The 23,768-nt window shown below is 68.9% G+C and carries 9 protein-coding genes; 5 read left to right on the plus strand and 4 right to left on the minus strand.

Translation table 11 applies throughout. The features are described from left to right. Nucleotides 1-128 precede the first annotated feature (128 nt). Genes ACPEH1_RS16140 through ACPEH1_RS16150 form a run of 3 tightly spaced genes read left to right on the plus strand, consistent with a single transcriptional unit; the run spans nucleotide 129 to nucleotide 14,054 of the window. On the plus strand, nucleotides 129-9,680 hold the full coding sequence (locus tag ACPEH1_RS16140) for an SdrD B-like domain-containing protein (RefSeq protein ID WP_423716054.1): 9,552 nt from the start codon (nucleotides 129-131) through the stop codon (nucleotides 9,678-9,680). Continuing rightward, nucleotides 9,677-13,033 (plus strand): Ig-like domain-containing protein, encoded by a 3,357-nt coding sequence (locus ACPEH1_RS16145; protein ID WP_017356875.1) that lies wholly within the window; start codon nucleotides 9,677-9,679, stop codon nucleotides 13,031-13,033. Before ACPEH1_RS16140 ends, ACPEH1_RS16145 begins: the two co-directional genes overlap by 4 nt. A gap of 10 nt (nucleotides 13,034-13,043) precedes the next feature. Then, the gene (locus ACPEH1_RS16150; RefSeq protein ID WP_423716055.1) at nucleotides 13,044-14,054 is read left to right on the plus strand and encodes an OmpA family protein; all 1,011 of its coding nucleotides are present in this window, start codon (nucleotides 13,044-13,046) and stop codon (nucleotides 14,052-14,054) included. A gap of 16 nt (nucleotides 14,055-14,070) precedes the next feature. Here the strand turns inward: ACPEH1_RS16150 and ACPEH1_RS16155 are convergent, their stop codons facing one another. Further along, nucleotides 14,071-15,996, minus strand: coding sequence for a diguanylate cyclase domain-containing protein (locus ACPEH1_RS16155; protein WP_423716056.1), 1,926 nt, complete (start codon nucleotides 15,994-15,996; stop codon nucleotides 14,071-14,073). Nucleotides 15,997-16,131: 135 nt separating this feature from the next. On the opposite strand from ACPEH1_RS16155, the gene ACPEH1_RS16160 reads away from it, so the two are divergent. Beyond that, nucleotides 16,132-17,493, plus strand: a complete 1,362-nt coding sequence (locus ACPEH1_RS16160) for a sensor histidine kinase (protein ID WP_313161235.1) — start codon at nucleotides 16,132-16,134, stop codon at nucleotides 17,491-17,493. A gap of 63 nt (nucleotides 17,494-17,556) precedes the next feature. Then, entirely contained in the window at nucleotides 17,557-21,009 is a 3,453-nt protein-coding gene (locus tag ACPEH1_RS16165; protein ID WP_017356022.1) for a hybrid sensor histidine kinase/response regulator, read from the plus strand. Between the two features lie 21 nt (nucleotides 21,010-21,030). Here the strand turns inward: ACPEH1_RS16165 and mntP are convergent, their stop codons facing one another. The 3 genes from mntP to ACPEH1_RS16180 all read right to left on the minus strand — a co-directional run. Further along, nucleotides 21,031-21,609 carry a manganese efflux pump MntP gene (mntP, locus tag ACPEH1_RS16170; protein WP_017356021.1) on the minus strand — a complete coding sequence of 193 codons (579 nt, stop codon included), beginning with the start codon at nucleotides 21,607-21,609 and terminating at the stop codon, nucleotides 21,031-21,033. A 332-nt stretch (nucleotides 21,610-21,941) separates the two neighbouring features. Next, nucleotides 21,942-22,607, minus strand: a complete 666-nt coding sequence (locus tag ACPEH1_RS16175) for a response regulator transcription factor (RefSeq protein WP_153165127.1) — start codon at nucleotides 22,605-22,607, stop codon at nucleotides 21,942-21,944. A gap of 101 nt (nucleotides 22,608-22,708) precedes the next feature. Then, nucleotides 22,709-23,768: AMP-binding protein (locus tag ACPEH1_RS16180; protein WP_423716057.1), on the minus strand; the 1,060-nt coding region annotated here is incomplete at its 5' end.

Below are 23,768 nucleotides of genomic sequence, written 5' to 3' on the forward strand. Positions count from 1 at the left end.
CCCATGACGACAGTCGCGCGCGCCCAGGTCGCCGTACGTCACGGGAGCATCGTGCCAGCCTGCGGTCATCGCCGCTTCCGGCCGGGTTCCCTCTGAAAGCAGCAGAGACCGGAACAGGGGAACAACGCATGTCCAGCCATAGCGATCGCGCAGCCATCTGCGCGGCGGTGACGCCGTTCGAGCGCGCAGCCACATCAGCCCGCATGGGCCGCTGGCGCGCCGTCCTGGCGACCCTGATGCTGGCCCTGCCATTGTCTGCGTGGGCGATCGATCTGCAGGTCACCGATTTCTCCGATACCGGCTACGACCCGGTACCGGCTGGCACCACCGTGATCTACAACGTCAAAGTCGAGAACGGCGCCAATGACACCGCTGCCGGCAGCGTGACGCTGATCGACCTCCCGGTCGGCACGGCGCTGGGCAGCCCCGCGCCGGCCGGCTGCAGCGCATCGCCCGGCAGCGCCGGCACCACCCGCGTGGTGTGTACCAACCCGACCCTGAGCGCTTCCGGTGCGCCGTACCAGTTCAAGCTGCCGGTCACCACCGTGCAGACCCAGCCGGCGACGATCACCCTGCATGCGGCCATCGGCTTCGCCGCCGCGTTGCCGCCGGCCACCACGCCGATCGTGGCGCTGCAGGCCAACGATCCGTTCTTCGCCGGTGACACCAACGTCGGCAACAACCGTTCCAACCAGACCACGACCATCCAGGCCGCGGCCGACCTGGAACTGAGCAAGACCGCCAGCCCTGATCCGGTGATCGGCGGCGGCGAGGTGACCTATACCCTCACCGTCAGGAACAACGGCCCCAGCGTCACCACCGGTTTCCGGGTGGTGGACACGCTGCCGCCGAACGTGACGCTGGTCGGCACTCCCAACGGCGCGGACTGGAGCTTCAGCGCGCAGAACGGCACCTACAACGGCACCCTGGCCGTGGGTGCGAGCGCCAGCTACCAGTTCCGCGGCAAGGTCAATGTCGGCACCGGCAACATCGTCAACGCCGCGGTGGTCAACGCCGGGTCCGTGCCCGATGCGGTGCCGGACAACAATGCCGCGCGCGTCACCACGGCGGTCACCGCCGGTGCGGATCTGGCGATGTCCAAGTCGGTATCGCCGGCGCCGGCGGCGGCCGGTTCGGTGGTGACGTACACCCTGACCGCGCGCAATGACGGCCCCAGCGCCGCCACCGGCGTGGTCGTGACCGACGCGATGCCGGAAGGTTTCGTGATCACCGGTGGCGTGGCACCGGCCGGCTGGACCTGCACCAGCAATGCCGGGGCGAGCGTCCGTACCTGCAGCCTGGCCGGCAGCTTCGCGCCGGGTGCGCAGGCGATCATCACCATCACCGCACAGGTGCCTTCGACCGGCACCAACAGCAGTGGGGTGGTCAGCAACACCGCGAACATCAGCGCAACCACGCCGGACCCCGTGCCGGCCAACAACAGTGGCACCGTCGGCCTGACCATCATTCCCGATGGCGCCGACCTGCGCATGAGCAAGTCCCGCTCGCCCTTGCTGGTCCCGGTGTGGAACGGCACCGGTGTGCGCAGCGACAGCATGATGACGTCCACGCTTGGCGTGCAGAACCTGGGGCCACGGGCGGTCACCGGCGACCTGCAGGTGGTGGATACGCTCGCGGCCGGCGAGCAGTGGGTCGATGCCAGCGGGCAGCCGATCCTCCCCGGTACTTCGGTGGTGATCGGGCGCTGGAGCTGCAGCGTCAATCGTGCGTGGGCCGTCGGCCAGGCGCAGACGGTGGCCTGCACCCTGGTCACCGGTTATCCGGTGGCCGTCAATGCCAGCGCGCCCGCTCTGGCGCTGCAGACGCTGGCGCGCACCGCCGGTGCGCTGCGCAATGACGCCTGCACCGGCGGCAGCGGCGGCTCGCTCGAGCCGGTGACCGCCGGCGGCATCAACCGCGATCCGAACGACACCAACGACTGTGCCGGCGGCGAGAGCCGCGCCACCGACGACCGTGCCGATCTGTCGATCACCAAGCAGACCAACGGGCCGGGCGACGCCGACAACATCATCCGCAACAGCGATGATTCGGTGACCTACACGCTGCTGATCCACAATGACGGCGAAGCCACCCCCGGCGTGGTGGTGAACGACCCGATTCCGGGCTTCGTCACCGGCGTGACCACGTTGACCGGCAACGCCAGCCCGGCGGGCTGGAACTGCCGCCTGAGCGGCAGCGCGTGGGTGTGCGATGCCGGAACCAGCGTACTGGGCCGCAACGAGACCGCGACCGTGCGTTTCACCGTCAATCGCGGGCTGTTCGACAGCCAGGGCCAGCCGGCCGGCGTCTGCGGCGGGCAGCCGCTGCTGCCGGGCCGTTTCTGCAACACGGCCGGTGTGCGCATCAATCCGGCCATTCCCGGCGCGCTGGGCGAGATCGACCAGAGCAACAACACCGCCTCGGACTGGGTCCAGATCGATGCGGTGGCCAATGTCGCCACCACCCGCAAGGACATCACCTCGGGCACGCCGGGGCGTGCCGGCGTCAACACCTCGTACCGCATCACCTACCAGAACCGGGGTCCGTCGACGGCGCGTGGCGTGGTCTTCAGCGATCTGTTCACGCTGCCTGCCAACGATGCCGGTTTCGTACTGCTCTCCGCGCTGCGTACCGGTTCGGACGCGGCGAGCAAGGCCTGCACGGTGACCACACATGACCCGTCGATCAGCTCCGCACCGGCGCCCGGTGGCACCTCCTGGTTCAACACCGGCAGTGCGCCGGCCACGTTGCGCCTGACCTGCACGCCGAAGGACATGGCCAACAACTCCACCGAAACGATGACGGTGGAGATCCGCCCGAACGTCAACAGTGGCAACACCGGCCGCCAGTTCACCAATACCGGCAGTTTCCACTTCGACCTCGATGGTGACGGTACGCCGGACCCGTCCAGCGGCACCGACGCCAACGGCCGGACCTACGATTACAACAACCGCACCGACGACGACAGCAAGGACGCGACCTTGCCGTTCGATGCCGGTCGCGTCGATCTGATCGTCAACAAGATCGACCAGAACTTCATCGGCGCGGTGGACCCGCTGGGCTTCGACTCGCGCGCCGGGATGGAGGTCAACAACTACATCTACTACCAGATCAGCGTGCGCAATGCGGGCCCGTCATTGGCCACGCGCGCCATGATCGACGACACCATCACCCCGCCGCCGGGCGCCAGCGTGAGCCTGGTCGGCAGCCGCACCGGCACCGCCGCCGGCCCGCAGGGTGCATTGGAACCGGTCGGCACCCGCTGCTCGGTGGCCGCTGGCAGCACCAATCCCAGCACCGGGCCGCAGACCATTTCCTGCACCCTGCCCAGCGCCGGTGTCACCACCACCGACGAAGGCGTCATCACCAACAACCAGACCAGCTACCTGTACCTGATCTATCAGTACATGACCGCCCCGCCGGCCACCGGCGAAACGCTGAAGAATTCGGTCACCGCGCGCTCGGCCGAAGCCGAGAGCGATACCAGCAACAACACCGCCACCCAGGAAACCAGCATCCGCACGCGCTCGGACCTGTCCATCCGCAAGTCCAGCGTAGTGCTCGCCCCGAGTGCCGATCCCAGCCAGCCCCTGCCGGCGGCGGCGGGCACGGTCAGCCTGCACCAGCCGTTCTGGTTCGTGCTGGACGTGGTCAATTACGGCCCCGGCCACAGTCTGTCGCGCGACCGCACCGGGACCAACCCGCTCAACGGCGACGGCGTGGTTGTCACCGATACCCTGCCGGATGGGCTTGAGGTGCTCGGCGGCGCGGCGGCCATCACCTGGCAGAAGCGCGGTGCCACCGCGGACCCGGGCGTGCAGACCACCGGCCTGGGCAACTGCCTGCTGGTGGGCCGCACCGTCACCTGCCGGATGGGCGATCTGGCGCTGGACGGGCAGGTGCGCGTGCTGATTCCCGCGCGCTGGACCACGCTTCCGGCCAACGGCACCGGCATCAACAGTGCCAAGGCCACCAGCGACCAGCTCGATCCGGACCCGGGCAACAACGACGACACCACCACCCACACCGTGCTCCGTTCCTCGCTGGCCGGCGTGGTGTTCCAGGACCGCGACCGCGCCGGTGCCAACGGGGGCACCCTGCAAAGCGGCGAGCCGCTGATCTCCGGCGTGCGCGTCCACCTCAGCGGTGAGGATGCCTACGGCAATGCCGTTGCACTCGATGCCACCACCGATGCGCAGGGCGCCTATCGCTTCGAGAACCTGGCCCCGGCAGGCGCCCAGGGGTATACCCTGACCCAGACCCAGCCGCCGACCTACGCCAACGGCCCGGTCGCCCCGCCGTCCAGCGGTCCGCTGGCGCCGTCGGCCGGGGGTGTGTTCGCGGCGGTGACGCCGCCCGGCAGCGCCGACTCGGTCTACACCACCATCGCTCTGGGCGCGGGGGTGGATGCGGTGCGCTACGACTTCCCGGAAGTGCGGCGTCCCTCGCTGTCCGGCTTCGTCTATGTGGACGGCAACTACAGCAACGTGCGCGACGCCGGCGACGCCCCGATCGCCAATGCCACCCTCGAACTGCTCGATGCCACCGGCACTGTCGTGGCCACCCGTACCACCGGCAACGATGGCAGCTACAGCTTCCTGGGGCTGGACCCGCAGATCTACACGCTGCGCGAAGTGCTGCCGGACGGCAGCTACCGCAACCGTCCGAGTGCGATCAATCCTGGCCTGATCGGCGGCGTGGCATGCGCCAGCTGCAGCGTGGCGACCGGTGCCGGCGGCGATGCCGCCAGCACCGATCGCATCGCCGGCATCGATCTGTCCAACGGCGACGATGGCACCGTGTTCAACTTCGGCGAAGACGCGGTCACCGCCATCTCCGGCCATGTCTATCTGGACCGTAATGGCAATGGCGACTTCGACGCCGGCGATGCCGGCGACCGCGGCTCGCAGCCCAACGGCGGCCTGCAGGACGTGACCATCACCCTGACCGGCGCCGGCCCGGACGGCGTCTACGGCACCGCCGACGATCTGCCGCCGGTCAGCGTGCAGACCGACGCGCAGGGCCGTTACACCTTCGACACTCTGGTTGTCGGCCAGCACTACCGCATCACCGAAACGCAGCCGCAGGGGTATGCCAACGCGACGGAGAACCCGGGCAACCGGATCGACATCGCCACGCTGCCGTTGACCGGCTCCAGCGGCAACGATTTCGGCGAGAAGCTCGGTTCCTTGGCCGGCCTTGTCTACGAGGATTTCTCCAACGTGGCCGCCGGCAACAACAACGGCGTCCGCGACAGCGGCGAGAACCCGATCGCCAACGTGATCGTGACCCTCACCGGCACCGACGTGCTCGGCAATCCGGTCAGCCTGACCGCGACCACCGACGCCACGGGCGCCTACCGCTTCAACGATCTGCTGCCGGCACAGGCCGGCACCGGCTACACGCTGACCGAAACCCAGCCGGCCGCGTATCTGGACGGCAAGCACACCGCCGGCACGGCCACCACGCCGGGCAGCACCGCCGTGCCCAACGTGATCTCCGGCATCGGTATCGACGCCGGCCAGGACGCCACCGGTTACCTGTTCGGCGAGCTGGCCAACGCGCCCATCAGTGGCACGGTGTACCTGGACCGCAACGATGACGGCCAGAACAACGCCGGCGACGTCGGCATTCCCGGCGTGCAGGTGGTCATTGTGGGCGCAGGTCCGGACGGTGTGTTCGGCACCGGCGACGACACCAGCGAAACCCTGCTGACCAACGCCGATGGGCATTACAGCTATCCCGGCGCCGTGGCCGGGCAGGACTACCGCATCACCGAGACCCAGCCGACCGGGCTGGCCGAGGGTCGCCAGACCCCCGGCAACGTGATCAACATCGTCAACCTGCCGGTGGCCGGCTCGACCGGCAACGACTTCGGTGAGCGCGCCGGCAGTCTGTCCGGCACCGTGTACCTGGACCGCAACAACAATGGCGTGCAGGATGCCGGCGAACCGGGCCTGCCCAATGTGCAGGTACAGCTGCCGGCCGGCACGGTCGATGCGCTGGGCCAGCCGCTTGCCGCCATCACCACCGATGCCGACGGCCACTACCGCTTCGCCGATCTGCTGGCGGGCACCTATACGGTGACCCAGCAGGTGGCGCAGCCGGTGTTCAATGGCGCCGCCACGATCAACGGCATCACCCGCGCCGGCACCATCGATGGCACCCCGGCCGGTACCGCCACCCCCGTGGCAAGCGTGCCCAGTGCCATCAGCGCGATCATGCTGCCGGCCGGCAAGGCGTCGCTCGCCAACAACTTCGGTGAAGTGCTGGCCGTGTCCGTGTCCGGCACGGTGTTCTTCGACGCCGACAACAACGGCGCGCAGCAGGGTGCGGCCGAAACCGGCATCGAGGGCGTGACCATCGAGCTGACCGGTACCGACGATACCGGCGCCAGCGTGCAGCGCACCGTGCAGACCGATGCGGATGGCCGCTTCGCCTTTGCCGACCTGCGCCCGGGCATCTATACGCTGGTTGAACCGCAGCAGCCCACCGGCACCAGCAACGGCATCACCACTGCCGGCACCATCGATGGCGTCAGCAGCGGGACCGCCACGCCGGTGACCACGGTGCCCAGCCGGATCGGCACGATCGATCTGTCCACGCCGGGCAGCGCCTCGGTGGACAACCTGTTTGGCGAGATTCCGCTCAACAGCGGGATCAGCGGCAAGGTCTGGATCGACCGCAACAACGATGGCGTCGTCGATCCGGGTGAAACCGGCCTGGCCAACGTCGTCATCACCCTGACCGGCACCGACCTGGTCGGCAATACGATCAGCCGCGACACCGTGACCGATGCCGATGGCAACTACAGCTTCGGCGACCTGCCGCCGGGCACCTACACCGTGACCGAACCGGAGCAGCCGACAGGCACCCGCGATGGCCGTACCGTGGCCGGCAGCACCGGTGGCACGGCGACCGCGCCGGGCACGACGCCGTCGACCATCACCGGCCTGGTGCTGGGGGTCAACCAGCAGTCGGTCCAGAACAACTTTGGCGAGATTCCGACCGGCAGCATCGCCGGGCGCGTCTACAACGACAGCAACGACAACGGGCTGGTCGATCCGGGTGAGGGCGGCATCGCCAACGTCACCGTGGTGCTGACCGGCACCGACGATCTGGGCCAGCCGGTCTCGATCACGCTGACCACCGATGCCGACGGTCGCTACCGTTTCGACGGCCTGCGCCCGGGCACCTATACGGTGACCGAGCCGACCCAGCCGCCGCAGACCCTCAATGGCATCACCCGTGCCGGCACCGTGGGTGGCGTGGTCACCGGCGTGGCCAGCGGCCGCGAGACCGTACCGTCGACCATCGGCCAGATCGTGCTGCCGCTGGGCGGCGATTCGCTGGACAACAACTTCGGCGAGATTGGTGATTCACCGGACATGCTGGTCAGCAAGTCGGCCGCCAGCCCGCGCTTCACCGTCAACAACATCGCCGCGTACACCCTCCAGGTGCGCAATGGCGGACAGCAGCCGTCGCGCGGCGAATATGTCGTGCACGACCGCCTGCCTGCCGGCCTGACCCTCGCCGCTGCCCCGACCGGTACCGGTTGGGTCTGCACCGGCGCGGTGGGCGACACGCGCTTCACCTGCCGCAGCCAGCAGGTACTGGCCGCCGGTGCCACCTCGCCGGACACCATCGCGGTGCAGGCGCTGGTCGGTGCCGCCGCCGCCGAGGCCGGCACCGTGCACAACGCCGTGCTGGTTGAGGGCGGTGGCGAAAACGAGTTCCGCGCGCCGACCGCCGCCGAGCGCTCGGCGTTCGATGGCGACGTGACCCAGCTGCCCGCGTGCGTGGAGGCGATCCAGTTCAACGCCTGCCGCGTGCCGAATGCCGTGCAGCTGGCCGCGTCGGTCGGCGGGACCGTGTGGTACGACATCGGCAGCGATGACCAGCTGCTCGACGGGGGCGACCAGCGCCTGCCGTCGTGGGGCGTCGAACTGGTCGATCCGATCACCGGGCAGGTGGTGAAGACCACCACCACCGGTGCCGACGGCAGCTACCGCTTCGCCGATGTGGTGCCGGGCGTGACCTGGAACATCCGCTTCCGCGATCCGACCTCCAACATCCTGTGGCCCAATCCGGTCACCCGCGAGTCCCTGTCCGGGGTCCTGGAAGCCTGCGACGCGGCGACCGCCATCGCGCGCGCCGGGGTCAGTGCCTGCCGGGTCAACGACAATGGCATCAGCCAGCTGGAAGTCGTGCTCCGCCCCGGCCAGCATCTGCCGCAGCAGAGCCTGCCGGTGGACCCGTCGGGCGTGGTCTACGACGCCACCACCCGTGACCCGGTCCCGGGCTCGATCGTGACCCTGAGCCCGGTGGGCGTGTGCACCGGTTACGACCCGCGCACCGCGGTGCTCAATGCCGGCAGCGGTGGCTATCGCCTCGAGGGCAGTGCGATCTCGATGACGGTGGGCAGCGAGGGCTTCTACCAGTTCGCGTTCGGTCCGGCCGCGCCGGCCCGTTGCGAATTCAAGCTCACCGTCACGCCGCCGGGCAGCTACCAGTTCGTGTCCACGTTGATCCCGCCGCAGAGTGGCTCGCTGTCGCCGGCAGGCGGCGCGGGTGCCAACCATGAGGTGCAGCCGAACCGTCTCGCGCCGACCGGTGCGGTCGGCCTGCCGACCCAGTACTACCTGGGCCTGTTCGCCGGCTCGGATACCGCCGCGATCATCAACAACCACCTGCCGCTGGACACTGCGGTGGCAACGGGCCTGGCCATCAGCAAGAACGGCGACCGCCAGACCGCCGAGATCGGCGACACCGTGCAGTACACGATCACCATCCGCCAGACCGCGGGCAGCGCGCTGCGCACGGTCAACGTGATCGATCGTCTGCCGCGCGGCTTCACCTACATCGACGGCACCGCACGTGCCGATGGCCGCGCCGTGACCGATCCCTCCGGCAAGCCGGGCCCGCTGCTGGGCTTCGATGTCGGCCCGATCGCGGTCGGCGGGCAGATCGTCCTGACCTACCGCGTGCGGGTGGGCGTGGGTGCGCAGCAGGGCGACGGCATCAACCGTGCCCAGGCGTTCGGCTGTGCCTTCAGCGGCGGCTGCATCGATACCGGCAGCATCACCCCGCTGCCCGGTGCGCTCCCGTCCAACCGCGCCGAATACCGCGTGCGGGTCACCGGTGGCGTGTTCACCGACCAGGCCTGCGTGCTGGGCAAGGTGTTCATGGACTGCAACAACAACCATGTGCAGGACCGCGAAGAACTGGGCATCCCGGGCGTGCGGCTGTACTTCTCCGACGGCACCTGGGTGATCAGCGACTCCGAAGGCAAGTACAGCTACTGCGGCCTGCCGCCGCAGAGCCACACGCTGAAGGTGGATGCCAGCACGTTGCCGGTCGGCGCGCGCCTGACCACCAGCAGCAACCGCAACCTGGGCGATGCCGACAGCCTGTTCCTGGATCTCAAGAACGGCGAACTGCACCGCGCCGATTTCATCGAGGGCAGCTGTGCCAACCCGGTGCTGGAGCAGGTCAAGGCCCGCCGCACCCAGGGTGAGGTACGTGCGCCGGAGACCGAAACCGGGCAGGCGCCGCTGCGCTTTGACAGCAAACCCGCGCGGGCGCCGCAACAGGCGACCGACTCGGCCAACCAGAGACCGATCGTGCATCCCAGAGCCAACCCGCCCGCTGCCGGCGCTTCGACGGAGGTGCAGCCATGAGCCGCGCCCACCCGTTGTACCGCCTGCCGCGCCTGAGCCTGCTGGCCTGCGCCCTGGCCGCCGTACCTGCGATGGCGCAGAGCGTGGGCAGCGCTGGCCGCTTCACGCCGGTTCTCGGCGATGCCAGCACCCTGTACCCGCGCAGCCCTGCCAGCACCGATGCCGCGCCGCGCGCACTGGACAGCGCCGTGCCCGGTACGCTCGACCGCATCCTGGTCGAGCTGGACCGGGATGGCGTACCGGCCGATGGCCAGAGTGCGGTGCACGTGCGCGTGCAGCTGCTCGATGCCGCCGGCCGCGCGCTGGCCGGCACCACCTACGCCACGATCGAGACCAGCGGTGGCCGCATCCGCCTGCCGGGCTCGCGCACCGACGAACTCGGACCGGGCGCGCTCGACGCCGACAAGGTCACCCCCGGCATCCAGCTGCAGGTAGTGGACGGCGTGGCCGAGTTCGACCTGCTCGCGCCGCACGACCCGCAGGACGTGGTGCTGCGCATCACCGCTGGCGCCGAGACCGCACAGGGCACCATCGGCTTCCTGCCGGAAATGCGTGAGCTGCTGGCAACCGGCCTGATCGAGGGCGTGGTCAACTTCCGCCGGCGCAGCAATGCCGGTCTGATCTCCCCGGTGGAGCACCACGACGCGTTCGACCGCGACATCCGCCGCTGGGAGCGCCAGTTCAACAACGGCAAGGCCAATGCGGCCGCGCGTACCGCGTTCTTCGTCAAGGGGCGCATCAAGGGCGAGTACCTGCTGACCGCCGCCTACGATTCGGACAAGGACACCCGCGGCCGCCTGCTGCGCGATATCCAGCCTGAAGAGTTCTATCCGGTCTATGGCGATTCGTCGCTGCGTGGCTTCGATGCGCGCTCGGCCGAGCGCCTGTACGTGCGCATCGACAACCGGCGCAGCTACCTGCTGTACGGCGACTTCCAGACCGGCGACACCCTTGCCACGGCCACCGGTATCGGTGGCAGCGGCGCGATTCCGCAGCGCAGCCTGGGTACCTACAACCGGACCGCCACCGGCCTGGGCTGGCACTTCGAAAGCGAGCGCGTGCGCAGCAATGTGTTTGCGATGCAGGATTCGCTGCGCCAGGTGATCGAGGAGTTCCGCAGCCAGGGCAGTGGGCCCTACGCACTGCGCAACAACGCCGTGCTGGAAGGCAGCGAACGCGTGGAAGTGATCGTGCGCGACCGCAACCAGCCCACGCGCATCACCTCGGTGCGCTCGCTGGCGCGGCTGGTCGACTACAGCTTCGAGCCGTTCTCCGGCCGCATCCTGCTCAATCAGTTCCTGCCGGCCTTCGACAGCGACCTCAACCCGGTCTCGCTGCGCATCACCTATGAGCTGGACCAGGGCACCGAAAAGTTCTGGGTGGTCGGCGCCGATGCGCAGGTCAAACTGACCGACCAGCTCGAAGTCGGCGCGGCGGCGGTCGAGGACCGCAACCCGTATGCCGAGTTCAAGATGGGCAGCGCCAACGCGAGCTACCGGTTCGGGGCCAACACGCTGCTGGTGGCCGAGTTCGCGCGGACCCGCAGCGAGGTCAACACCAATTCGATCAACCAGATCACCTCGCAGGGCCTGAAGGACATCAGCGGCGAGGTTGAAGGCGATGCCTGGCGTGTGGAGTTCGCGCACCGTGCCGACAAGCTGGACGCGCGCCTGTTTGCCGCCCGCACCGATCCGGCGTTCAACAACCCGGCGGCCCCGCTGTATGGCGGCCGTGGCGAGTACAACGCGCGCGTTGCCTACCGGGTCGGCCCGCGGCTGGAACTGTATGTGGAAGGCCTGCGCAGCGAGGACCGCAATCCGGACGGCGGCAAGCGCGACGCGGGTGGCGCCGGCGTGCGCATCGGCGCCACCGAACGCCTGACCGTGGACCTGGGCGTGCGCAGCATCCGCGAGACCATCGGCGTGACCTCGCCGTGGTCGTCCGGTGTGCCGTTCGGCAATGCCGGCGGCCTGACCGGCGGGTTTGCGACCGGTTCCGGCGGTGGCGCGCTGGGGTACGGGCAGCAGGCGCTGGACCCGCTGACCGGCCTGATGGTCATCAACGGCAGCAGCACCGGCAGCCCGATCACCAGCGACCTGCCGGTGGGCACCGAGCTCGAATCGGACAGTGCGCGGTTTGGCCTGGGCTATCGCCTCAATGACCGCCTCAGCGCGGGCGCGGAAGTGGAGCACAGCGTCAGTGGCGAAGATCGCCGGCGTCTGGCCGCGGGCCTGGACTACCAGGTGTTCGAGCGCAGCCGGGTGTATGGCCGCTACGAGAAGCAGACCGGCCTGACCAGCGCGTACGGCATCACCACCACCGACCGCGAGGCCGACGCACTGGTGTTCGGTATCGACAGCAGCTATCTGCGCGATACCCAGACCTTCAGCGAGTACCGCCTGCGCGATTCGATCAGTGGCCGCGATGTACAGGCTGCCTCGGGCATCCGCAACACCTGGGACATCCGCGAAGGCCTGCGCCTGGCCAGTTCGGCCGAGCACGTCAAGGTGATCGACGGCAGCACCGGTGACAGCACCGGCCTGGCGCTGGCCCTGGACTACAGCGCCAATCCGCTGTGGCGCGGCGCGATCCGGGCCGAGCACCGCATCTCCGAGGACGTGCCCGACACGGCCACCAACGAGGCCTTCAACACCACGCTGCTGCAGTTCATGCTTGCCCGCAAGCTCAGCCGTGACTGGACCCTGCTGGCCCGCAACTACCTGCTCAGCACACGCTACGATGCCCGCGGCGATGTGCTGCAGGACCGCTTCCAGCTCGGCGTCGCCTACCGCGATACCGACCGCAACCGGATCAACGCGCTGGCGCGCTACGAATACAAGCTCGAACGCGATGAAAGCGGCCTGACCCTGTCCGACGGCAACACCGTTGATGGCACCAGCCAGGACGTGCGCACCCGCGCGCACATCGTCTCGGCCCATGCTGACTGGCACCCGTCGCGGCCGTGGTGGCTGACCGGCCGCGTGGCAGGCAAGTGGCAGCAGGACCAGTTCGCCTACACCGACAGTGCGCGCGTCAACAGCCGCTTCCGGGCCGTGTTGCTGTCCGGGCGGGTGGTGTACGACATCACCGAGAACTGGGACATCGGCGTGCTTGCCTCCACCTTCCGCGGGCAGGCCGGCGCCAACCAGTACGCCTACGGCATGGAGGTCGGCCGCCTGCTGCGGCAGAACCTGTGGCTGTCGGCCGGCTACAACTGGACCGGCTTCGACGGCGACCGCGACCTCAACGGGTACGAGTACACCCAGCAGGGCGTGTTCCTGCGCCTGCGCTTCAAGTTCGATGAAGACCTTTTCCGGCCGGACCCCGTCCGCTACCGCGACCCGGCACGCTGAGGATGCCCTGATGACCACTCTTTCCCCGATGAACCGTGCTGTCCCCTCGCTGCTCGCCGCCGCGCTGCTCGCCAGCGTTGTCGCGCCCGCCGGTGCACAGCAGACACAGCTGCTGCCGCAGCAGAAACGCATCACCGACGAGGCGATCCATGCCGACCACGGCGCCTACGAGGCGACCCAGGGCCGGATCCAGGCGCTCAACGATGGGGGCCGCCCGATCCGCGATTACCACCTGTCCAAGGCGCAGTGCTGGCTGGACGTGTCATTCCACGAGTACAGCCGCAACGACCGCAGCGCGTTCCCGCAGCAGGCGCTCACCGAGTCGGAGAAGCTGATCGGGGGCATGGAGCAGGGCGTCTCGCCGCTGCCCACCGACACCCCGCTGGTGAACAAGGCCAAGTACCTGCGCGATGACCTGTGGCAACGCCTGCGGGTGCTGCACGGTGCGCCGGGCTTCAGTTGCGCCCAGCAGCAGGTCGCCTGTGGCGAGGTCGAGCTGGTGCATGCCGGCAACGAGTTCAACCAGCAGCAGTGGCGGCACTCCAAGCCGTACATCCAGATTGCCGAGGAACTGGTCAACGAAGCAGAAGCGCTGGCCCGCCAGTGCGGCGCCGTGCCGGCCATCGCCGCCGCACCGGGGCCGCTGGTCGCCAATGTGCTGTTCGAGTTCGACCGCGATGCGTACCGTGACATCCGCACCTACTCCCTGGAAAGCGTGGACCGCGCGCTGGCCCGGATCGCCGACGAAGGCCTGCAATTGCAGGGCATCACCCTGGTTGGCCATGCCGATCGCATGCAGGGCCGCGGCTTCGACGCCAACCAGTCGCTCTCCGAACGGCGGGCACGCACGGTACGCGAACTGCTGGTCGGCCGCGGCATTGATCCGGCCCGCATCCGCTACGAGTACCGGGGCGATACCCAGCAGGTGCAGCAGTGCGATGGCGTGCGCCCACGCGCGGCGCTGCTGGAATGCCTGCTGCCGAACCGGCGGGTCGAGGTGCGGTTCGAGGTAACGCGCTGACCGGTCGGTCCGGACATCAAGTGCCGGTCTGTACGTCCTGATCCACGGGCGAACGGACCGGCTCCGGGCGCGGCGGAAGCCAGGCCATCGGCCGGCTTCCGGCCAGCGACAGCCAGCCGCAGGTCATGGCCCGTGCGGGGTCGTGCAGCAGGCTGTACAGATCGACGTCGCGGCCGGCGTCCTCGCCCCACAGCATGGCCCAGGCGTTGTGGCCGCTGCGGCGCGCGCTCTGCAGCGCCCGGTCGGCCGCGCGCAGGCTGTCGTCAAGCGCGTCCGGCGCACCGGCGAAGAGGGGCAGGGGTGCCATACCGATGCTGGCGGTCAGGGTCAGGTGCTGGCCGGGGCCCGTGTCCACCACCAGCCGCTCGATCGCCGCGCGCAGATGGCTGGCCAACGCCTGCGCAGCCGGCGCGGCGGTGTCATGCCGCGCAACCAGGAAAGTGGCGCCGCTCCATCGCGCGATCCGGTCATGGCTGTCGCAGTGCTGGCGCAGGCACCGGCCCACCGCGCGCAGCACGGCGTCGCCGGCGGCCTCGCCATGCCGTTCGTTGAGCGCCTTGAACGCATCCAGTTCCACCAGCATCACCACGCTGCGCTGCTCGGTACCGCTCCTGGCCCGGTCCGCGGCGAGCAGGCGCTCGGCTTCCCGGCGGTTGACCAGCCCGGTCACCCTGTCGGTGCTGCTCAGCAGCGTGAGGCGGCGCCGCTGCCGGCGCATGCGCAGCACGATGACGGTGGCGACGGCCACCACCACCAGCAGCGCCACCAGCGCGCTGTTGCGCAGCACGCGCACGCGGCCCAGGTCCTGCATTGCATTGACCTCGGCCGGGTCGATGCTGCGCTCCGCGGTGGCCTGCAGCCGGGCGAGCTGGTTGAGGGTGTCGCCCTTGCTGCGCGCGCGGTCGATGTCGCGGGCCTCGCGCGCGTACCGCAAGGCCAGGGCGCGTTCGCCCCGCAGGGTGTGGATGTCGCCGAGCAGATCCAGGCCGGCGCGGACCTCGTCGGTGAAGCGACCCCGCTCCGCCGCGACCTGGGCCTGCTCCGCCAGCGGCAACGCGGCCTCGGCCCCTGCCCGGTCGAGGGTCAGCCGCGCCAGCCGCTGCAACGTGACGATGTGGCCCTGCGGGTCCTGCACGGCCTGCCAGTCCAGCACGCTGCGGAACTTCGCCTCGGCCTCGGGCAACTGCCCGGCCAGTCGCTGGATCTCGGCACGATGGCTGACGATGCGGTGCAGAAAGAGCTCCTGGCCGCCCAGGCGCGTGCCGATGGCTTCGGCACGGGTGAACGCGGTGGAGGCCTCTTCATGCCGATGCATCTGCAGCAGCGCAAAGCCGTAGTTGTAGTACAGGATCAGATCGCCCGGGTTGGGCGGCCGTCGCATGTGCTGGTTCAGGGCGGTGGCTTTCTGCAGATAGGTCAGTGCGCCCTGCGGGTCGCCCATCGCATCACCGCGGATCATGGCAATCTGCATCAGCGCACCGATCTGCCCCTGCACGTCCCGTTGGCGGACGGCTTCTTCCAGGAACAGATTGGTCAGCTCCAGTGCCTGCGCATGATCGCCGCGCCACAACAGCAGGTGCGCGGCCATCGACTGGGCGCGGAGCCGGTCTTCGGGATTCGCATCGGGGCGGGCAGCCGCGGCCTGCAGCCGCGCCGGCAGGTCTGCGGCCTGGTCGAGCTGGCCCTGCGAGCGCAATGCCACGCCCAGACACGCCAGGGCACCGATCTCGATCGAGGTCGGCAGCGACGGCGATGCGAGCAGCGCACGCGCCATCTGCAGCGATGTCCGTGGCGCGCTGGTCAGCAGGGCATGGCATTGCTGGACCTGGGCGACCAGCGGTGCGCTGTTGATCGGATGCTGCGCCAGTGCGCAGGGCGCAGCGACCGACAACAGGCAGACGAGCGCGGACACGCCGCGACGGACACGTGACAACTTGGGCATAGGAGCGACGACTTCCCGGTCGAGTGCAGGCCGGCGGCGATGCGGAGCGCCCGCGACGGTACTGCCAGCTTGTGCGTGGCTACTATACCCTCCTTGCCGCCGGTCGCCGTCGCACCGGCCTGGAGCCTGCCGCGCATGTCCACTACCGCATCGACCGCCCGGACCGGTCCGCGCCCTGCCACCGCGCCACAGTCGCTTGGGCGGCGTACCGAGACCATGCTGCGGGGCCTGCTGTGCCTGGTGGGCCTGTTCCATCTGCTGATGGCCGGCTGGACCGCCCTGCGGATGGGAGTGGGTCTGGACCCGATGGTCCCGGTCATCGCCACGCTGCACGCGCTGCTGTGCGGGCTGTGCCTGTGGGAGCAGCGGGCCGGGCGGTCGCTGCGTGCGGCTGCCGTGTTTGTCTGTGGCCAGCTGCTCCTGCTGACGGCGGCCTATGTCTATTGGGGCCTGGCCGCACAGTTGCGGCTGCAACTGGTGCTGCTGATGCCGGTCATGCTGGTCTCGGCCGTGCTCGGGCGGCGCCCGCTGGCGGGGGTGGCCGCCTGGATCAGCCTGTTGATCGTGGTGGGTGCGTGGGTGGACGCGTCCAGCGTGATGTTCCACCCCGATCGGCTGCTGGCGGCCGTGAACGACCTGGCGGTCTGCGTCTTCGGCACGCTGCTGGCCGCCTGGTTGCTGCACCACAGCGTCACCGGCCTGCGCGAAAGCCTGCAGGTGGCACGCGACCACGGCCGCGATCTGGCCCGCAAGCGCGATCAGCTGCAGCTGGAGATGCAGGAGAAGGAGCGCTCGCGCGGCCAGCTGGTGCATGCGATGAAGATGGAGAACGTCGGCCGCCTCGCCAGTGGCATCGCGCATGATTTCAATCACCTGCTGGCATTGATCCAGAGCTACATCGCCAAAGCGCGGCGCAGTCAGGGCAGTGAGCTGCAGGCCGCCCTGCAGGGCGGTGATTCCGCGGTGCGGCGGGCGACTGCGGTCAGCAGGCGGCTGCTGGATTTCAGCCGGCTCGAAGACAGCCGGCCTTGCCTGCTGGATGTGGCGACGGCGGTTTCGGACATGGCACCGATGCTGCAGCAGGTCTTCCACCCCGGCGTGCGGTGCGAGGTGGACAGCGGCCAGGTGCAGTGCCTCATCCACTTCGATCCGGCCCAGCTGGAGTCGATCCTGATCAGCCTGGCGGTCAATGCCAACCAGGCCATGCCGGAGGGTGGGCACTTCAGCCTGACCGTGACGCAGCCGTCGCGCGTGGACGAGGTGGTCCTGCGGGCCAGCGACAGCGGCCACGGCATGAGCGAGGAGGTGCGCGCCCGGTGCCTGGAGCCGTTCTTCACCACCAAACCGATGGGCCAGGGCACCGGACTCGGTCTGGCGGTGACGGCGAGCCTGGTGCAGGCAGCGGGTGGGCACATCGACGTGGAGAGCGCCAGGGGACGCGGCACGCAGGTGTGCATCCGGCTGCCGACGCGCCCACGGGCGGCGGCACAGGGCTGATCCGGGGCGCGTCCGGAGCCGTGCAGCCGCTACACTGCGGGCTGCTCCCGCGGAAACAATCCTGTGGTCTCCAGCTGGATCCTGCTGCTGGTCTCGGTGGCCTACGCCGCGCTGCTGTTCGGCGTGGCATGGTGGGGCGACCGTCGCCCGATGTATCCGGACCGTCCCTGGCTGCGGCCGGTGGTCTACAGCCTGGCACTGGCGGTGTACTGCTCGTCGTGGACCTTCTACGGCGCGGTGGGCACGGCGGTACGCAATGGCATCGGCTACCTGCCGATCTACCTGGGCCCGCTGCTGCTGTGGGTATTCGGCTGGCGCATCATCGAGCGCCTGGCGCTGATCGCGCGCAGCCAGAACGTGGTCTCCATCGCCGACTTCATCTCGTCACGGTTCGGCCGCTCGCGGCGCCTGGCCGCACTGGTGGCGGTGATCGCACTGATCGGCATCGTGCCGTACCTCGCGCTTCAGTACAAAGCGGTCGCGATGAGCCTGCAGGTGCTCACCGGCAACGTCGGCCCCACCGGTTTCTTCACTGATCCGGCGTTGTACGTGGCGCTGCTGATGGCGCTGTTCGCCACGCTGTTCGGCACCCGCCAGGTGGACGCCACCGAGCACCACCACGGGATGATGCTGGCGATCGCGCTGGAGTCGATGATCAAGCTGATCGCGATGGTCGCGCTGGGTCTGTTCGCCTACCTGTGGCTCAACGACCGCACCGACGCGGTGATCGAGTCTGCGCATACCCTGTTCAGCGGCCTGCCGCCGGTCGGCTTCATCTCGCAGACGCTGCTGAGCTTCCTGGCGATCATCTGCCTGCCGCGACAGTTCCACGTGGCGGTGGTCGAGTGCGGTGACGTGCGCGACATCCGCCGCGCGCGCTGGATGTTCGGCGCCTACCTGGTGGTGATCTCGGCGATGGTGATCCCGATCGCCACCGCCGGGGTGACCCTGTTCGGCACCGGCGGCAGCGTGGCCGATGACAGCATGGTACTGGCCCTGCCGCTGGCCGAAGGGCGCAAGTTCCTGGCGCTGGTGGCCTACGTGGGCGGCTTCTCCGCCGCCACCGGCATGGTCATCGTGGCGTCGATCGCACTGGCCACGATGGTCAGCAACGATCTGGTGATGCCGGTGCTGCTGCGCCGCAGCGGCGATCACCAGGAAGCGGCCGATGTGGCTTCGCGGGTGCTGTGGATCCGGCGTACCGCGATCCTGCTGCTGGCGCTGGCGGCCTACAGCTATTACCGCGGCAGCAGCAATGACAGCACCCTTGCCTCGTACGGGCTGATGGCATTCGCCGCAGTGGCGCAGTTCGCTCCGGGGCTGATCGGCGGGCTGTACTGGCGCGGTGCCAGCCGCAAGGGCGTGGAGATCGGCATGCTGCTGGGCTTCGGCACCTGGGCGTACACGCTGCTGCTGCCGGCGCTGACCCACGCCGGCTGGATGGAGGCGACGTGGCTGGTGCAGGGCCCGTTCGGGATCGGCTGGCTGCAGCCGCAGCATCTGTTTGGCATGAGTGGCTGGGACCCGCTCACGCACGGCACGTTCTGGTCGTTGCTGGTCAACGTGGCGGCGATGGTGCTGGTATCAGTGCGCTGGCGCCCCGGTGTGGACGAGCGCCTGCGTGCCGCGCCGTTCCTGGACCCCTATGCGCAGCGGCCCTCGGTGGCCGGTGCGTGGCCAGGCAACGTGCACGTCGGCGATCTGCTGGCGCTGGCCTCGCGGGTGGTCGGCGACCGCCATGCGCGTCGCTCGTTCTTTGAGCAGGCACAGTCAATGGGCCGCGAGCTGCAGGCCTCCGCGCCAGCCGACCGCGCGTGGGTGCAGTTCACCGAGCGGTTGCTGGCTGCCTCGATCGGTGCGGCCTCGGCACGCCTGCTGCTGACCAGCCTGCTGCGGGGTTCGGGCATGGACCTGGGCGAAGTGGTGGCGGTGCTCGATGAAGCCGGGCAGGAGCTGCGCTTCAACCGCGAGATCCTCTCCACGACCCTGGAGAACATCAGTGCCGGGGTCAGCGTGGTCGATCCGGACATGCGGCTGACCGCGTGGAACCGGCGCTACCAGCAGATGTTCGGCTACCCCGACGGCATGCTGTACGTGGGCCGCCCGGTTGCCGACCTGATCCGCTACAACGCCGAGCGCGGCGAGCTGGGCGAGGGCGACATCGACGTGCAGATCAACCGCCGCATCGGCTACATGCGCGCCGGCTCACCGCATGTGTTCGAGCGGACCCGCAGCGATGGCAAGGTGATCGAAATGCGCGGCCAGGCGCTGCCCGGCGGCGGCTATGTCACCAGCTACAACGACATCACCGATTACAAGCACGCCGAAAAAGCCCTGCTGGAAGCCAATGAAACGCTGGAACAGCGCGTGGCCGAGCGCTCGCACGAGGCCGAGGTGGCGCAGCAGTCCAAGACCCGCTTCCTGGCCGCGATCAGCCATGACGTGCTGCAGCCGCTCAATGCCGCGCGGCTGTTCGCCTCGGCGCTGCGCGACAGCCACCAGAACAACGAGGAGCAGCGCCATCTGGCCGAACGCGTCGATGCCTCGCTGCGCGCGGCCGAAGAGCTGCTGGATGGCCTGCTGGACGTATCGCGGCTGGATGCCGGTGGCCTGCACCCGCTGATCGGTGATTTCGATGTCAGCCTGTTGATGCGCGAGCTGGCCGCCCAGTACTCGCCGGTGGCCGCCGGCCGCGGCCTGCGTCTGGATCTGTTCGCGCGCCCGGCCTGGGTGCGCAGCGACCGCCGGCTGCTGCGCCGGGTGCTGCAGAACTTCCTGGCCAATGCGCTGCGCTATACCCGGCAGGGGCGGATCGTGCTGGCGGTGCGTCAGCGCGGGCAGGAAGTGGAGCTGCAGGTGTGGGATACCGGTCCGGGCATTCCCGAGCATCACATGCAGCAGATTTTCGACGAGTTCCACCGCTACCAGCAGCCGTTCGACTGGGGCGAGCAGGGGTTGGGGCTGGGCCTGTCGATCTGCCAGCGCATCTCCCGCCTGCTCGACCACCGCCTCAACGCGCGCAGCCGGGTCGGCAGCGGCAGCATGTTCTCCATCCTGTTGCCGCGGGTGGATGCGCCGGACCTGCCCACCTCGGCGGTGGCCCTGCCGGTTGCCAGCCCGTCTACCCGGACCGACTCGCTGGCGGGCATGCGCGTGCTGTGCGTGGACAACGACCAGGAGATCCTGGACGGCATGCGCGCGCTGCTGGGGCGCTGGCAGGTCGAGGTGATCACCGCCAGCACCGTGGATCAGGCGCTGGAGAAGGTGGCCGAGCGCCCGGACGTGATGCTGGTGGATTACCACCTGCACGACCGTCTGGATGGACTGGACACTCTGGTGGCGATGCGCGACAAGGCCGGCCGGGCGATTCCCGGCGCGTTGCTGACCGCCGACGGACGCGACGAGCTCAAGCGCATGGCCCGCGAACGGGGTTACCGGTTGCTGACCAAGCCGATCAAGCCGGCGTCGCTGCGTGCCTTCCTGGCGGCGTTCCACGACACCCGCGGCGACATGTAGCCGCGGGTGAGCGGCGCCGGGTCAGGCCATCGCGCCGCTGAGGTGTTCGTACAGGATGGTGGCGCCGATGATGATCAGGATCAGGCCGCCGATGATCTCCGCGCGCTTGCCGACCATGTTGCCCAGCACGCGGCCGAGCATGATGCCGGCGGTGACCATGCTGAAGGTACACAGGCCGATCACCAGCGCCATCACGCCGATGTTCACGTCCAGGAAGGCCAGGCCGATGCCGACCGCCATCGCATCGATGCTCGTGGCCAGGCCGGTCAGGGCCAGCCGCCAGAAGCCGTGGTGCCTGTCCGGATCGTCCTGTCCGTCGTCGCTGTCCGGGCGGATGCCGTTGATGATCATGTGCACGCCCAGCGCACCGAGCAGGCCGAACGCGATCCAGTGGTCGAACGCCTCCACGTACTGGAGCGCCGCGCGGCCGAGCAGCCAGCCGATCACCGGGGTGATCGCTTCGATGACACCGAAGATGAGGCCGGCGCGCAGGGCATCGGGGAGGCGCGGCTTGCGCATGGCGGCGCCCTTGCCGATCGCCGCGGCGAAGGCATCGGTGGACATGGCAAAGCCGATCAGCAGGATCGAAAGGGGTGACATGGGGACGTACACGGCAGGTCGGGCGATTGCGAGCAACGGACCGCGTTCGCGCCCAACCTGTCGTTGCGCACGCGGACCGCTGGTCTCGCCAACCAAGATGGCTGCCCGCACCACGGCGCACTGGCCGAGTATGTTGATACGGGCGTTTCCTATCGCAGGAAACAGGCTACTCCCCAAGGGGACGCGAAGCTTAGCACCGGCATCGGCGCGTGGCGCATCCACGGCCAATTGCGCAGGCAGCGCTGGGTTTTATAGCTCTGGCTATAACGCGAGGCGTCAGGGGCAGAGCGGGGTGCGCCGACTGTCGGTCAGCTGCTCCTGCTCCCCGCGATTCAATCCTCTTCCGGCGGCAATACGATCGGCTCTTCGTCGATGGCCAGCTTGCCGGCCATCAACACCGCCTGCGTGCGGTTGGTCACGCCCAGCTTGCGCAGGATCGCGGTGACATGCGCCTTGATCGTTGCTTCGGATACGTTGAGGTCGTAGGCGATCTGCTTGTTGAGCCGGCCCACGCCGAGCATCTGCAGCACACGGAACTGCTGCGGGGTGAGTTCGCGCAGGCGCTGGCCGATCTCGCGTTCCTCGCGCTCGGTGGGCGGCACGTTGTGCGCCTCCGGCGGCGCCCAGGTCTCACCATCGAGAATGGTGCCCAGGGCGTGGCCGATGGTGTCCGAGTCGGCGGACTTGGGAATGAACCCGAACGCGCCGTGGTCGAGCGCGCGACGCATCACCGTGGGTTCCTCGCGTGCGGACACCACCACCACCGGGAGCTGCGGGTGCAGGGCGCGCATGTGCACGAGCGCGTTGAAGCCCTGTGCACCCGGCATGTTGAGATCCATCAGGACCAGGTCGGCATCGGTGTGCTGGTCGGCGAGCAGGTACAGCGCTTCCACGCTGTCCGCTTCGTACAGCTGCACGCCGGGAATCACGCGTTGCACGGCCCCGCGAAGGGCTTCGCGGAACAACGGGTGGTCATCGGCAATCAGGAGGGTGGTCATGGTGGGGGCCATGTGGCGGAGGAGTAACGCGAGGGAACGGAATGCGTGTAGCGGGCTGGCAGCCCCCGGAACCGGGGGCTGCCACGGTCTGCCTGCGGCCCTTATTTCACTTTGCGTTCTTCCACCAGCGACGCCACCACCGACGGATCGGCCAGGGTCGAGGTATCGCCGAGCTGGTCGGGCGCGTTCTCGGCGATCTTGCGCAGGATGCGGCGCATGATCTTGCCCGAGCGTGTCTTCGGCAGACCTGGTGCCCATTGCAGGTGATCAGGCGCGGCGATCGGCCCGATCTCCTTGCGCACCCAGGCGACCAGCTCCTTGTGCAGTTCATCGCTGGGCGTCTCGTCGGCGATCAGGGTCACATAGGCATAGATGCCCTGGCCCTTGATATCGTGCGGGAAGCCCACCACGGCCGCTTCGGCCACCTTCGGGTGCGAGACCAGCGCGCTCTCCACTTCGGCCGTGCCGATGCGGTGGCCGGATACATTGATCACATCGTCCACGCGGCCGGTGATCCAGTAGTAGCCATCTTCGTCGCGGCGGCAGCCGTCGCCGGTGAAGTAGCTGCCCGGGTAGGTGCGGAAGTAGGTGTCGATGAAGCGCTGGTGGTCGCCATAGACGCTGCGCATCTGCCCCGGCCAGGAATCACGGATGATCAGGTTGCCTTCGGCGGCACCTTCCTGGATCTCGCCTTCTGCGTTGACCAGGGCCGGCTGCACACCGAAGAAGGGCAGGGTGGCCGAACCGGGCTTGAGATCGATCGCGCCGGCCAGCGGCGAAATCAGGATGCCGCCGGTTTCGGTCTGCCACCAGGTGTCCACGATCGGGCAGCGGCTGTCGCCGACCACCTCGTAGTACCAGCGCCAGGCTTCCGGATTGATCGGCTCGCCGACGCTGCCGAGCAGGCGCAGCGAGGCGCGCGAGGTGCGCTTGACCGGTGCCTCGCCTTCGCGCATCAACGCGCGGATCGCGGTCGGTGCGGTGTAGAAGAGGGTGACCTGGTGCTTGTCGATCACTTCCCAGAAGCGCGAGGTGGTGGGGTAGTTCGGCACGCCTTCGAACATCAGCGAGGTCGCGCCGTTGGCCAGCGGTCCGTACACGATGTAGCTGTGGCCGGTGACCCAGCCGACGTCGGCGGTGCACCAGTAGATGTCGTCCTCG

Origin of the sequence: Stenotrophomonas sp. NPDC077421, from assembly GCF_049545505.1 — a bacterium.
Taxonomy (GTDB): Bacteria; Pseudomonadota; Gammaproteobacteria; order Xanthomonadales; family Xanthomonadaceae; genus Stenotrophomonas; species Stenotrophomonas nematodicola.

What these genes read in the sequence shown, in the direction of transcription:
- ACPEH1_RS16140 (WP_423716054.1), top strand. Translation starts at nt 129, where the DNA reads ATGTCCAGCCATAGCGATCGCGCAGCCATCTGCGCGGCGGTGACGCCG.
- ACPEH1_RS16145 (WP_017356875.1), top strand. Translation starts at nt 9,677, where the DNA reads ATGAGCCGCGCCCACCCGTTGTACCGCCTGCCGCGCCTGAGCCTGCTG.
- ACPEH1_RS16150 (WP_423716055.1), top strand. Translation starts at nt 13,044, where the DNA reads ATGACCACTCTTTCCCCGATGAACCGTGCTGTCCCCTCGCTGCTCGCC.
- ACPEH1_RS16155 (WP_423716056.1), bottom strand. Translation starts at nt 15,996, where the DNA reads ATGCCCAAGTTGTCACGTGTCCGTCGCGGCGTGTCCGCGCTCGTCTGC.
- ACPEH1_RS16160 (WP_313161235.1), top strand. Translation starts at nt 16,132, where the DNA reads ATGTCCACTACCGCATCGACCGCCCGGACCGGTCCGCGCCCTGCCACC.
- mntP (WP_017356021.1), bottom strand. Translation starts at nt 21,609, where the DNA reads ATGTCACCCCTTTCGATCCTGCTGATCGGCTTTGCCATGTCCACCGAT.
- ACPEH1_RS16175 (WP_153165127.1), bottom strand. Translation starts at nt 22,607, where the DNA reads ATGACCACCCTCCTGATTGCCGATGACCACCCGTTGTTCCGCGAAGCC.